The organism is Nocardia sp. NPDC057353 (assembly GCF_042667085.1).
In the GTDB taxonomy this organism is placed as follows: Bacteria; Actinomycetota; Actinomycetes; order Mycobacteriales; family Mycobacteriaceae; genus Nocardia.
On sequence record NZ_JBHVAK010000013.1, the window covers coordinates 102869 to 115363 of the forward strand.

The 12495-nt window shown below is 73.1% G+C and carries 11 protein-coding genes; 6 read left to right on the plus strand and 5 right to left on the minus strand.

Annotated elements, in window-relative coordinates:
* Nucleotides 1–112 precede the first annotated feature (112 nt).
* Nucleotides 113–1798 (plus strand): 5-oxoprolinase/urea amidolyase family protein, encoded by a 1686-nt coding sequence (locus ACFUUZ_RS09575; RefSeq protein WP_378694299.1) that lies wholly within the window; start codon nucleotides 113–115, stop codon nucleotides 1796–1798.
* A 2-nt stretch (nucleotides 1799–1800) separates the two neighbouring features.
* Here ACFUUZ_RS09575 and ACFUUZ_RS09580 read toward each other — a convergent pair whose 3' ends face one another.
* Complete coding sequence (locus tag ACFUUZ_RS09580) at nucleotides 1801–3444, minus strand: DUF4185 domain-containing protein (protein ID WP_378694318.1); 1644 nt, start codon at nucleotides 3442–3444, stop codon at nucleotides 1801–1803.
* A 168-nt stretch (nucleotides 3445–3612) separates the two neighbouring features.
* Here ACFUUZ_RS09580 and ACFUUZ_RS09585 point away from each other — a divergent pair, with 168 nt between their 5' ends.
* Complete coding sequence (locus ACFUUZ_RS09585) at nucleotides 3613–4092, plus strand: hypothetical protein (protein WP_378694300.1); 480 nt, start codon at nucleotides 3613–3615, stop codon at nucleotides 4090–4092.
* Nucleotides 4093–4132: 40 nt separating this feature from the next.
* Here the strand turns inward: ACFUUZ_RS09585 and ACFUUZ_RS09590 are convergent, their stop codons facing one another.
* The gene (locus tag ACFUUZ_RS09590) at nucleotides 4133–5617 is read right to left on the minus strand and encodes a hypothetical protein (RefSeq protein ID WP_378694320.1); all 1485 of its coding nucleotides are present in this window, start codon (nucleotides 5615–5617) and stop codon (nucleotides 4133–4135) included.
* Nucleotides 5618–5642: 25 nt separating this feature from the next.
* A complete protein-coding gene (locus tag ACFUUZ_RS09595) occupies nucleotides 5643–6113 on the minus strand; it encodes an NUDIX domain-containing protein (RefSeq protein ID WP_378694322.1) in 471 nt (156 codons plus the stop codon).
* 268 nt (nucleotides 6114–6381) lie between these two features.
* Between ACFUUZ_RS09595 and ACFUUZ_RS09600 the strand changes: the two genes are divergently transcribed.
* The 3 genes from ACFUUZ_RS09600 to ACFUUZ_RS09610 all read left to right on the plus strand — a co-directional run bounded on the left by ACFUUZ_RS09600 (nucleotide 6382) and on the right by ACFUUZ_RS09610 (nucleotide 9820).
* Nucleotides 6382–7155: a pirin family protein gene (locus ACFUUZ_RS09600; protein WP_378694302.1), complete on the plus strand. Its 774-nt coding sequence runs from the start codon at nucleotides 6382–6384 to the stop codon at nucleotides 7153–7155.
* 124 nt (nucleotides 7156–7279) lie between these two features.
* The gene (locus ACFUUZ_RS09605) at nucleotides 7280–7762 is read left to right on the plus strand and encodes a DUF4190 domain-containing protein (protein WP_378694304.1); all 483 of its coding nucleotides are present in this window, start codon (nucleotides 7280–7282) and stop codon (nucleotides 7760–7762) included.
* 39 nt (nucleotides 7763–7801) lie between these two features.
* Complete coding sequence (locus ACFUUZ_RS09610) at nucleotides 7802–9820, plus strand: M13 family metallopeptidase (RefSeq protein ID WP_378694306.1); 2019 nt, start codon at nucleotides 7802–7804, stop codon at nucleotides 9818–9820.
* 60 nt (nucleotides 9821–9880) lie between these two features.
* Here ACFUUZ_RS09610 and ACFUUZ_RS09615 read toward each other — a convergent pair whose 3' ends face one another.
* Both ACFUUZ_RS09615 and ACFUUZ_RS09620 read right to left on the minus strand, forming a co-directional pair.
* Nucleotides 9881–10765 (minus strand): L,D-transpeptidase, encoded by an 885-nt coding sequence (locus ACFUUZ_RS09615; protein WP_378694308.1) that lies wholly within the window; start codon nucleotides 10763–10765, stop codon nucleotides 9881–9883.
* Nucleotides 10766–11110: 345 nt separating this feature from the next.
* Nucleotides 11111–11650, minus strand: a complete 540-nt coding sequence (locus ACFUUZ_RS09620) for a DUF6764 family protein (protein ID WP_378694310.1) — start codon at nucleotides 11648–11650, stop codon at nucleotides 11111–11113.
* Between the two features lie 177 nt (nucleotides 11651–11827).
* Between ACFUUZ_RS09620 and ACFUUZ_RS09625 the strand changes: the two genes are divergently transcribed.
* Nucleotides 11828–12448 (plus strand): hypothetical protein, encoded by a 621-nt coding sequence (locus ACFUUZ_RS09625; RefSeq protein WP_378694311.1) that lies wholly within the window; start codon nucleotides 11828–11830, stop codon nucleotides 12446–12448.
* The last annotated feature ends 47 nt before the right edge of the window (nucleotides 12449–12495 follow it).

Consider the following 12495-nt stretch of genomic DNA (forward strand, 5'->3'; position numbering starts at 1 on the left):
GCGGCGTGAACGGGGGTATACCGCAGTGGCTTCCGGCACACCGGATTCGGCGTGTCGGCGCGGCCCGGCTGCGATCCTGGACATTCCCCGCCCGGCCACCCGAGGAGGCGCCATGACCCTGGACCCGGAGCCCGCGGCGGGGGCGGCGTTCGAGCTCCGCCCGGCGGGCGAGACCGCGCTGCTGCTCACCCTCCCCGACGGCGCCGACCCGATCGCGCTGGCCGACCGCCTCGCCGCCCGGGAACTGCCGGGGGTGCTCGAGCTGGTGCCCGCCGCGGAGACCGTGCTGGTGCTGGTGCGCTCCGCTGCCGCGCTGGAGCGGGTGGCCGCCGCGCTCACCCGGATCGCCGCCGAGCCCGGCGCGGATGTTTCCCGTGAAACGGCGCCGCAGGTCGACCCGCTCGAGGTGCCGGTGCGCTACGACGGCGCCGACCTGGACGCGGTCGCCGCGCGGCTGGAGCTGACCACCGCCGAGGTGGTCGCCGCGCACACCGGCGTGCTCTGGCAGTGCGCCTTCGTCGGGTTCGCGCCGGGGTTCGGGTACCTGCGCGCGCCGGACGGCAGGCTCGCCGTTCCGCGCCGGGACCGGCCGCGCACCGCCATCCCGGCGGGGTCGGTGGCGCTGGCGGGCGGGTACAGCGCGATCTACCCGCGGGCGACGCCGGGCGGCTGGCAGCTGATCGGAAGTACCGACCTGGCGCTGTGGGACCTGCACCGCGACCCGCCCGCGCTCATCCACCCCGGCACCGCCGTCCGCTTCGTCGCAACGCGCACCGCAACGCGCGTTGTGGAAACCGGCGGACCCGCAACCGCCGTGGTGACGGCCGCGGGCGACCCCCCTGGGGCGATTGCCGCGGGCGACTCCGTAACAGCCACGGGCGCCTCCGCGGTGGTGACAGCCGCGGGCGATTCTGCCGTGGTGGCTGCTGCGGGCTACCCCGCGGTGCTGGTGGAGCGGGTGGGGCCTGCGGTCACCGTGCAGGACCTCGGGAGGCCGGGGTGGACCGGGTCCGGGGTCGGGCACTCCGGCGCGGCCGACCCGGCGGCGCTCGCGCTGGCCAACCGGCTGGTCGGCAACCCGGAGACAGCGGCGGCGCTGGAGGTGCTGGTCGGCGGGGTGGTGCTGCGCGCCCGCCGCCGGATCACCGCCGCGGTCACCGGGGCGCCGCTGCCCGCGACGGTGAACGGGGTGCCGGTGGGGCACGCGAGCGTGCTGGAGCTGGCGCCAGGGTCGGTGCTCGCGCTCGGGTACACCGCGGTGGGGTTGCGCGGGTACGTCGCGGTGCGCGGCGGCATCGAGGTGCCCGCGGTGCTCGGCTCGCGCAGCCGGGACACCCTGGCCGGGCTCGGTCCGCGGCCGGTCGAGGCGGGCGACGAGCTGCCGATCGGGGTACCGCCGCGGGAGTGGCCGATCGTGGACCAGGCCCCGGTGCCGCCGCTGCCCGCCGCGCCGGTGCCGGTCCGGGTGCGGCCGGGCCCGCGCGACGCCTGGTTCGCCGACCCGGCCGCGCTCTTCGCCGGGGAGTGGCGGGTGACCAGCGACGTCGACCGGGTCGGGGTCCGGCTGCAGCGCAGCCGCGGCCCGGCGCTGCGCCGCGCGGTGCGCACCGAGCTGCCCACCGAGGGGCTGCCGCTCGGCGCCATTCAGGTGCCGCCCGGCGGCGAGCCGGTGATCATGCTCGCCGACCACCCGGTGACCGGCGGCTACCCGGTGATCGGGGTGGTCGCCGCCGCCGACCTCGGCATCGTCGCGCAGCTGCGGCCGGGCACCGCGCTCCGGTTCCAGCCGCTGGACTGAGCTCAGCGCGGCTCGTGCAGCCGGGCGTGCATCAGGTAGACGTTGTAGCTGTCCCAGGCCGAGATCAGGAAGTACAGGTCGCGCTCGGTGGACCAGGGGTGCAGGAAGCCGCCGTAGCTCTTCGGGTAGTCGGCGGTGGAGAGCAGCGGCACCGCCGCGCTCCAGGCGCCCTGCGGCTCCCGCGCGGTGCGCAGCACGATGGCGCCGAGCGCGGAGTCCAGGTAGGTCATCTGCCACTGGCCGGAGGCGGCGTCGTAGCGCACCGAGAGCTCGGTGGCCACCCCGGGGAACAGCGGCGTCGCCGAGTTCTCCGCGGCCGGGGCCCAGGTGCCGTTCACCCAGTACTGGTAGGCGGACTTGTTCAGCACGTCCGCCCGCGCCACCCTGGCCAGCCCGGCCACGCCGACCCGGCCGTTGGGCGTGCCGAACATATAGACGTACTCGCCGTGCGGCACCATCGCCGCCACCTGGAACCGGCCGAGCCCGAAGAGGTTCTCCCACCTGGCGTGCTGGTCCTTGGTCCAGGTGCGGCCGCCGTCGTCGGAGTGCGCGAGCCCGCCGTGGTTGGTCCACCACAGCCCGGGGATGCGGCTCCACCGGTTCACCGACATGTAGCTCAGGTACTGCCGGTCGCCGAGCGCGAAGCCGGACGTCGGGATGGTGGTGGTCTCCCAGTTCTTGATCTTGCGGCTGCCGAGCACCTCGGCGGCGTGGCACGGGCTGTCCTGCACCATGGTGTCGATCGTCATGCCGTCGGCCAGGTCGCGGTCGGTGCTGAAGCCGAGCACGTTGCTGCGCCAGTCCTCGTCGGTCGCGCCCGCGCCGCCGGGGCCCCAGCCCGCGCCGAAGGTGTCGCCGAAGACGACGGCCACCTCGCCCGGCTTGCTCTCGTAGACGAAGCCGAGGTCGGTGCCATCCACCGACCAGCGCATATCGGTGCGGTTCTGCGAGCCGGGGCCGGTCACCTGCTGCACCAGCGAGACCGCCTCGACCGAGCGCGGGGCCACCGGAGCGGCGACCGGGCCCGGCTCCACCGGGTTCACCACCGGCGGCGGGGCGGGCTGCGGTGCGGGGCCGGGGCCGCCGCCGGGCACCGGGATCGGGATGGGCTCGATCTCCGGCTTGATCACCACCCGGGGCAGCTTGACCGGCTCCCCCGACCCTGAGCCCGAACCCGAGCCTGGCCCGGCACCCGAACCTGAATCCGAGCCCGGCCCGGTACCCGAACCCGAGCCCGTCCCGGACCCGGAGCTGCCGGACCCGGAGCCGCTGGGGCCGGAGCCGGCGTCGGGCGCCACCTCCGGCTTCTGCTCCGGTGCCGCGCCGGGGTGCGGCTCGGGGTCGGTGCCCGTGGACGGCTGCTCCGGCCGCACCGAGTCCCTGACATCGGGGCACGGGTTCCGGCACGGGTCGGCGGGCAGCGGGGGCTGCTCCACGCGGGTGTCGTTCTGCGGCGGGTCGGGCAGCGGCACCGGGGTGAGCTCCGGCCAGATCACCGGGATCTCGATGACCTCGGGGAGCGGGATCAGCGGCGGCGGCGGTGCGTTCGGGTCGGGGGCGCGGAGCAGCGGGTCGAACCCGGTCTCGCCGCAGCTGTTCACCGGCGGCGGCGCCCACGGGTGCGGCGCGGCCTGCGCGTTCGGCATGCCGAAGGCACCGGCCAACACCAGCGCGGGGATCAGCGGCACACGCTTTCCGGCACGACCCATCTGCGGTGCACTCCTGTCGTCGGGGCGGTGATCGAGGACGCGGAACGGCCGAGCAGCCCACAAGGTACCTGGAACCGGCGCCGGGCGTGCCGCGTCCAAGCCGGTATGGACGAGATCGAGTACGTCTTCGGCACCGGGGACGGCGTCGTGCACGCCTGGTCGAGCGCGGCCGAGCTGTCGCTCGGCGGCGCGCTCGACGCGGTGCGGCTGGATTTCGACGGTGACGGGCTGCTGGACGACGCGCTGTGGGATGCCGATCGGGACGGTGTGGCCGAGTTGGCCGCGCTCGATCTCACCGACGACGGCGCGCTCGACCACTTCTGGACCGACCCCACCGGCCTCGGCACCTGGAATCACCAGGTCACCGGGGTGCCCGCGGACGCGGCGGCCGAGCCGCTGGACTGGACGCTCCGGGTCGAGCCCGCGCCCGAGCCGGGCCAGGCGCTGCGGCCGGATGTCGCCTGGCCCGCGCTCCCCTGCTCGCTCGCGGCCGTGCCGGAGCCAGAGCCGCCGCTGCCTCCGTGCGTCCCGGTGCCGCTGCTCGCGCGTGCGGAACCCAGGGTCCCGATTCCCGAGCCACGGTGAGGTCCAGCACCGCGCCGGGTCGGGTCGGGTCGGCCTCCGCCTACCCGCAGGGCACCCGGATCTCGGCCCGCGCTCGGCGGCCGGTGAGCAGGACGGCGGCGATACCGGCGAGGTAGCAGCCCGCGCCCGCCAGCACCACCGGGAGCGAGCGGCCGTCCGCGGGCACCACCGCGGCGGTCACCGCCACCGCGAGCACGAAGGTGATGTTGAAGACCGTGTCCTGCAGGGCGAAGACCTGGCCGCGGTGCGTGTCATCGATATCCAGCTGCATGGTGGCGTCGCCGGTGAGTTTGATCGTCTGCCCGGCCAGGCCGAGCAGGAAGGCGCCCGCCAGCAGCAGGTACTGGGCGCGCTGGGCGGCGGACCCGGCCTCAGCGACCGCGATCGGGGTCACCAGGGTCAGCTGCACCACGGTCGCCAGCACCAGCCCGGCCAGCACCGTCCGCGGGCGGCCGAGCCGGGGGATCAGCAGCGGGGTGAGCCCGGCGGCCAGCAGCATGCCCGCCGCCGTCACGCCGATCGCCACCCCGAAGCCGAGCAGCCCGGAGCCGACACCCGCCGCCCCGGAGTCGGGGCGGCGCAGGACCAGCACCATGACCAGGGTGTTGATCCCGAACACGATGCGGTGCGCGCCGATCCCGACCATGGCGGTGGTCACCTCGGCCGAGCGCCACACCGCGGTCGCGCCGGTGCGCAGCCCCGCCAGCACCGCGGCGAGGTCGGCCCGCACGGCCCCCCACCGCCCCGGCTCCGCGCCGAGGGCGGTGTGCCGTCCCGAGCCGGGCTCCGGTACTGCGCCTCCTCCCCCGCGCCCGGTATCGGCACCGCGCCCCGCTGTGGCACCGAATCCGCGATCGGCGCTGTGCCTGGCGTCGACACCGAATCCGGGATCGGCGCCCGGTCCGAGCCGGCCCGGCGGGTACCCCGCGACCAGCAGCGCGCCGAGCAGCGGCCCGCTCCCGGCCACCGCGACAGCGATGGCCGAGGCCAGATCCCCGGCTCCGATCCAGCCGATCACCGCGACCGCCGCCGCGGCACCCGCCGCCGCGCACCCGGACGCCACCGTGGCCAGCACCGAGTTCATCGGCACCAGCAGCCGGGCGGGCAGGACCAGCGGCAGCGCCGCGGAGACCCCGGCGGAGACGAACCGGCTGATCCCGACCACCGCGAGCGCACCGATCAGCAGCAGCTCCGAGGAGGCGCCGCCGAGCAGGCTCACGCTCACCCCGACGATGAGCAGCAGCCGCAGCAGGCTCGCGCCGAGCAGCACCCGGCGCCGATCCCAGCGGTCGAGCAGCGCCCCGGCATAGGGCCCGATCAGCGAGTACGGCAGCAGCAGCACCGCGAAGCCCGCGGCGATGGCGGCCGGATCGGTCTCCCGCTCGGGGTTGAAGAGGATGGCGCCGGAGAGCGCGGCCTGGAACACCCCGTCACCGAACTGCGCGGCGAACCGGACCAGGGCCAGCCGCAGCGCGGCGGGGTGCGCGCGGACAGCGCCCGCACCCGAACCCCACCGCTCCCGCACACCGGTCACGCAGCGAGGCTACCGGTCACGAGGCGCGCGGCTGCCCCACCAGGGCCCGCACCGCCTCGCGCACGTCCTCCGCCATCGGCAGCCCGGAGAGCGAATCGGCGTCGATCCAGGCGTGGTCGTCGTGTTCACCGGGGGCCAGCGACACCTCGCCCGGCTCCGTTTCCACCAGGAATCCGAATTTCCGCACCCGCGCCCGCCGCCGGGTCGCGTAGTCGGTGGCGCCGAGGTATTCGGTGATCCGCCGCAGCCGCAGCCCGGATTCTTCCAGCAGTTCCCTGGCTACCGATTCCGCGAATGTCTCCCCGGATTCCACCCCGCCGCCGGGCAGCTCGTACAAACCGCCCCGATAGTCACCGGGCACCCGGCGAACCACCAGCAGTTTGTGTTCGCGGAACACCGCCACGCCGACCACGAAATCGGAAATCCCGTCGCGCGCGGCGGTAACCCGGAGTTCGCGTTCCAGCGCATCGAGCACATCGGGTCGCATCACCCGCTACCTCCGCTCACGTTGTGCCGCTCGGCTTTCGGCTGCTCGCCGCGGCCGCGCGGCCCGCCCCCTCCCCGGCGTTCCCCCGCGCCGGTTCGTCCACTCTGCCGTATACCGGCGGCATCGGGCGAATCGCGCCCGGTTCGTCACGGTCCGTTCATGCGGCGGTCGTCCGCGTAAAGTCCGAGGCGCCGGACTTTTCACGAGGAATTCGGGGAACCGCGACCACCGGTGCTCCTAGCCTGAAGAAAGACCGAGAGGAGGGCGGGTGTCAACGCTCACGCCACCGCACATCGACATCCATCGGGCGGGCGACCGCTCGAAGACGCGAATCGCCTGGCTCGATTCCAAGCATTCCTTCTCCTTCGGCCCGCACTACGACCCGGAGAACACGCACCACGGCCTGCTGCTGGTGAACAACGACGACGTGGTGGCGCCGGGCCAGGGTTTCGAGACGCACCCGCACCGGGACATGGAGATCGTCACCTGGGTGCTGGAGGGCAGCCTGGTGCACCAGGACTCGCTCGGGCACAGCGGCGTCGTCTACCCCGGGCTGGCCCAGCGGATGAGCGCGGGCACCGGGATCATGCACTCGGAGAAGAACGACTCCTGGCGCGCCGACCCGCGCTTCGCCGCGCACGCCGAGCCGGTGCACTTCGTGCAGATGTGGGTGGTCCCGGACGAGCCGGGGCTGGCCCCCGGCTACGAGCAGCGCGAGATCGACGACGAACTCGCGCGCGGCGGGCTGATCACGGTGGCCTCCGGGATGCCGCGGCACCGCGAGCACGCCGCCATCACGCTGAACAGCTCGCACGCCGCGCTGCACGTGGCGCGGCTGGCGCCGGAGCAGTCGGTGGAGCTGCCGACCGCGCCGTACCTGCACGTCTTCGTGGCGCGCGGCGAGGTGACGATGGAGGGCGCGGGCGCGTTGGACGAGGGCGACGCGGTGCGCACCGCCCGCACCGGCGGGCAGCGGATCACCGCGCTGCGCCCCTCCGAGGTGCTGATCTGGGAGATGCACGCGCGGCTCGGCGCGGGCTGAGCACCGCCGATCGGACACCTTTCCCTGGAATCATTAACATCCCATCCCCACCGGTGCGATCTGTCGGCGAGCGCATGCCGCACCGCACCGGTCCGGCGCACGGCACCCGACCGAGAGGACAGCCATGTCGCACTACCCGCCCCCGGGCCAGTACCCGCCGCCCGGGCAGTACCCCCCGCCGCCCGGTCAGCCCGGCCAGCCCGGTTACTGGCAGGAGTCCCCGAAGGGCAAGGGCCTGGCGATCACCGCGCTGGTCCTCGGCATCATCGCGCTGCTCAGCTGCTGGACCCTGGTCGGCGGCATCCTGTTCGGCGTCTTCGCCATCATCTTCGGGCTGATCGCCGGGATCAAGGCCAGGGCGGGCACCGCGGGCGGCGGCGCCATGGCGGTCGTCGGCGCGCTGCTCGGCCTGGCAGGCATCGTGATCAGCGTGGTGATCGGGCTCTTCTTCTGGAACATCTTCGAGGAGGCCGGCTTCACCGACTTCGTCGACTGCGTCAGCAGCGCGGGCAACGACCAGGCCGCCATCCAGCGCTGCGAGGACCAGTTCAACCAGAACGTCCAGGACCGGTTCAGCATCACCATCACCCCCGGCCCGACCAACTGACCCCGCCCGGGAGGGCGGGTGCGTCGGCATACTGGGGTCGTGACCTCCGATGAACTCACCCGTCCTTCCGGTATCGATCTCAGCTACCTCGACGAGGGCGTGCGAGCGCAGGACGACCTGTTCACGCACGTCAACGGCAAGTGGCTGGCCGACTACGAAATCCCCGCCGACCGGGCCGTCGACGGCGCCTTCCGCACCCTGTACGACCAGGCCGAGCGGGACGTCAGGACGATCATCACCGAGGCCGCCGATTCCGCGGCGCCGGTCGGCAGCGACGCCCGCCGGATCGGCGACCTCTACACCAGCTTCATGGACGAGGCCGCGATCGCCGCGGCGGGCGCGCAGCCCATCGCCGACGAGCTCGCCGCGGTGGCCGCGGCCACCGACCGCTCCGCCTTCGCGGCGCTGCTCGGCAGGCTGCAGCGCACCGGCGTGCGCGGCGCGGTCGGCGTCTACGTCGACACCGACGACAAGGACTCCTCCCGCTACCTGGTGTACCTGACCCAGTCCGGGATCGGGCTGCCGGACGAGTCGTACTACCGCGCCGACGAGTACGCGAGCATCCGCGCGGATTACGTCGCGCACATCGATCGGCTCTTCGCGGTCGCCGCCGCCGACGAGCGGGTGCGCCCGCTCCTCCCCGACCTGGACGGCATCGGCGGCCGGATCCTGGAGCTGGAGCGCACCCTCGCGGCGGGCCACTGGGACGTGGTGCGCCGCCGTGACGCCAAGGCGAGCTACAACCCCACCACCCTCGCCGCGCTCACCGCCGAGCACCCCGGGTTCGACTGGGCGACCTGGACCGACGCGCTGAGCGCCGGGCTCGACCGGCCCGGCGCCGAGGTCTTCACCGAGCTCGTGGTGCGCCAGCCCGACTACCTCGGCGCGTTCGCCCGCGCCTGGACCGAGCTCCCGCTCGCGGACTGGCAGGCATGGGCAGCCTGGCAGGTGCTGCACGCCCGCGCCCCCTACCTCACCGACGAACTGGTCGCGGAGAACTTCGCCTTCTACGGCCGCACCCTGACCGGCGCCACCGAGATCAGGGAGCGCTGGAAGCGCGGGGTCGCGCTGGTGCAGGAGCTGCTCGGTGAGGCGGTCGGCAAGCTCTACGTGGCCAGGCACTTCCCGCCGGAGGCCAAGGACCGGATGCTGGAGCTGGTCGGCAACCTGCAGGAGGCGTACCGGCGCAATATCGCCGAGCTGCCCTGGATGAGCCCGGAGACCAGGACCGCGGCGCTGGCCAAGCTGGAGAAGTTCACCCCCAAGATCGGCTACCCGGACAGCTGGCGGGACTACTCCGCGGTCGTGATCGACCCGGCCGACCCGGTCGGCAACTACCGCCGCGGCTACGCCGCCGAGTTCGACCGCGACCTCGGCAAGCTCGGCGGCCCGGTGGACCGCGGCGAGTGGTTCATGACCCCGCAGACCGTGAACGCCTACTACAACCCCGGCATGAACGAGATCGTCTTCCCGGCCGCCATCCTGCAGCCGCCGTTCTTCGACATGCATGCCGACGACGCCGCCAACTACGGCGGCATCGGCGCGGTGATCGGCCACGAGATCGGGCACGGCTTCGACGACCAGGGCGCCGAGTACGACGGCGACGGCAACCTGGTCGACTGGTGGACCGATGCCGACCGCGCCGAGTTCGGCACCCGCACCAAGGCGCTGATCGCGCAGTACGACGTGCTCTCCCCGCAGGACCTGGCGGACGAGCACACGGTCAACGGCGAGTTCACCATCGGCGAGAACATCGGTGACCTCGGCGGGCTCTCGATCGCGCTGGCCGCGTACCGGATCTCGCTGAACGGCGCCGAACCGCCGGTGCTGGACGGGCTGACCGGGCTGCAGCGGGTCTTCTACGGCTGGGCCCAGGTGTGGCGCACCAAGGCGCGGCCGGAGGAGGCGGTCCGCAGGCTCGCGGTGGACCCGCACTCCCCGCCGGAGTTCCGCTGCAACGCCGTCGTGCGCAATATCGACAGCTTCCACGAGGCGTTCGAGGTCCGGCCGGGCGACCGGCTCTACCTGGAGCCCGCCGAGCGCGTGCAGATCTGGTGAGAACGACGAACGCCCCGGTCGCGGTGACCGGGGGCGTTCGCCTGCAGGGGGACGGGCGGATCAGGGGTTCCAGTCGCCGAGGCCGTCCGAGTTGGCCAGGGTGCCCGCGTTGGTGTTCTGCACCACGACCGGGTCGCCCTTCTTGGCGTTCTCGAAGAACCACTTGGCGTCTTCGGTGCTGAGGTTCAGGCAGCCGTGGCTCACGTTCGCGCGGCCCTGCTGCCCGACCGACCACGGCGCCGCGTGCACGAAGATGCCGCTGTAGGAGATCCGGGTCGCGTACTCGACCTCGAGCTTGTAGCCCTCGGGGGCGTCGACCGGCACGCCGTAGGTGGACGAGTCCATGGTCATGGAGCGCCGCTGCTCGCCGACGTAGTAGATGCCGTTCGGCGTGTCGTACTTGGGCTTGCCCAGCGAGGTCGGCATCTCCCGGATCACCTCGCCGTTGCGGGTGACCGTCAGGGTGTGGTTGGCGCCGTCCGCCGTCGCGATGAAGGAGTCGCCGATCCGGAACGAGCTGACGGTCTCGCCCGCCTTCACGGTGACGTCGATATTGGCGGGCCAGTAGTCGTTCGGCCGCCAGCGCACCTGCTTGTCGGAGCGCCAGTAGAAGTGGCCCGGCGTCTCGGTGGAGGCGGTGACCTTGATGGCCCGCTCGGCGGCGCCGCGATCGTCGATCGGGTCCTTGAAGTTGATGATGATCGGCTGCGCGACGCCGACCGTCTCGCCGTCGGCGATATTGATCGACGGCGGCGCGAAGGTGGCGGGCGGCTCCGGCGCGGGCAGAATCTGGCCGCTGTTCGCGGAGCCGGTATCGATCCCGGGGAGCACCGGCTGCGCCTGCGCGGGCGCGACGATCAGGGCAGAGGCCGCCGCGATCGCCGCCGACAACAGGATGCCCCGCCGGACCCGGCTCGCGGTCCCGCTGCTCAGAGCGACATGCATAGGTTTCTCGTCCATTCCATCTCTGCACGCCCACCGGCGGGGCACGCGCGTGACGCGGTACGCCTGCCGGCGGATGAGATTCTTCGGTGCTGCGGAAGCCCGGTGACGCGGCCCCGCACTGATGACGACCCGACCCTGGCGTCCTTCCTACCGTCCGACCCGCACGCAGTGCCAGTTCTCCCGGCGCGGTGCCGGGCGCGCCACCGCGGGTGCCGCGCGCCACCGCGCGCGCCGAGGCGCGCGCGAGTCCGCGAAAGGTGCCGCTCATAGGGGGTCGGGCGGTCGGAGCGGGAGCGATCCGGATATCTGGAAGCGCCCGCTACCCAAACTTTTCGGTGAGCTAAATCACTCCGCGACGGGCTGATCGGACGGTGCGTCCGGGGTCAGCCAGCGGCCGAACGGCGTCGCCAGGCACCCGCGGCCGGTGGCGGCGTCCCAGGCGAGCGCCGCGGTCCCGAGGCACACCACCTCGCCGAACTCGGTGCGCAGCTGCGCCCGCGAGCCGTCCAGCGCGACGGTGACCGCGAGCGAGACCGCCGGGTCGCCGGTGGTGACCGTGGTCCGGGCGACGGCGTCGCTGCCGTAGCCGAACGCGATCGGGATCCCGGCGCTGCCCTCGCTCACCCCGACGCCGCCCGCGGCGCCGATGCCGAGCGCCCGCGCGCCGCTCGCCGCGCTCGCGTAACCGACCCCGTCCAGCCCGGCGGCGTGCGCCTGCCCGGAGCCGTCGGAGGCGGCGCGGCAGCCCGCCCGCTCCTCGATCAGGGTGACGTCGGTACCGCCCTCCGAGACGCACCGCACCTGCGCGGCGGAGGCGGTGCCGGAGAGCAGGAACGAGGTGCCGACGACGGCGGCGGAGCAGACGATCGCGCTGATCAGCTTCATGTCGAGTCCCCTTTCGCCCCCGGGTCCACCATACGCAGCCCCGGTCCGTGGGCGTCCACTCGACGCGGTACCCCGGGATGGTGTAAGCATTGCTTGATATTTCCAGCATCGCGCTACCACTTCGGATTCATACGGGGGTACGAGTTCGGAGCGTTACAGGCTCGGGAGGACTGTTTCGTGTCTCGTCTCGTCGTTCGCCGTGCGCTCACGGCAACCCTCGGCGCGGTCGCCGCGCTGACCCTCATCGGGTGTAGTTCCACGGTGACCGGCACCGCCCAGCCCGAGATCGGCAACGGGACCATCGACGCCGTCTCCACCACGAGCACCCCGAAGCCGTCCGGCAGCAAGCCCTCCAGCGGCAAGCCGACCCCGTCGAACTCCAACAACGGCGGCGACATCGACTTCGATGCCGCGATCGGCGACTGCGTGACGCTCGGCGGCACCATCAACGACGCCACCATCGCCAAGGCGTCCTGCGGCAGCCGCGCCTCCAACTACAAGGTCATCGGCAAGGCGCCGACCAGCACCGCCTGCGTCGGCGACCGGGACAACTACTACGCCGAGACGCTGAACAACGTGGAGACCGGCGCGCTCTGCCTCGACATCGACTGGGTGGTCGGCGGCTGCATGGACGTCGGCGGCGACGACCCCAAGCGGATCGACTGCACCGAGTCCGCCATCGAGGGCATCCGGGTGGTCAATATCGTGCAGGGTACCGACGACGTCGGTGCCTGCGACACCTCCTCCGGGTTCAAGTACTCGGAGCGCCGGTTCGTGGTCTGCGTCGAGGACCTGTAGCCGCACGCAGACGAAAAAGGAGCGGGTGGGCCGGTTCGGCCCACCCG

Coding starts and splice junctions, on each gene's coding strand:
- ACFUUZ_RS09575 (WP_378694299.1), top strand. CDS start 113: ATGACCCTGGACCCGGAGCCCGCGGCGGGGGCGGCGTTCGAGCTCCGC.
- ACFUUZ_RS09580 (WP_378694318.1), bottom strand. CDS start 3,444: ATGCCGAACGCGCAGGCCGCGCCGCACCCGTGGGCGCCGCCGCCGGTG.
- ACFUUZ_RS09585 (WP_378694300.1), top strand. CDS start 3,613: ATGGACGAGATCGAGTACGTCTTCGGCACCGGGGACGGCGTCGTGCAC.
- ACFUUZ_RS09595 (WP_378694322.1), bottom strand. CDS start 6,113: ATGCGACCCGATGTGCTCGATGCGCTGGAACGCGAACTCCGGGTTACC.
- ACFUUZ_RS09605 (WP_378694304.1), top strand. CDS start 7,280: ATGTCGCACTACCCGCCCCCGGGCCAGTACCCGCCGCCCGGGCAGTAC.
- ACFUUZ_RS09615 (WP_378694308.1), bottom strand. CDS start 10,765: ATGCATGTCGCTCTGAGCAGCGGGACCGCGAGCCGGGTCCGGCGGGGC.
- ACFUUZ_RS09620 (WP_378694310.1), bottom strand. CDS start 11,650: ATGAAGCTGATCAGCGCGATCGTCTGCTCCGCCGCCGTCGTCGGCACC.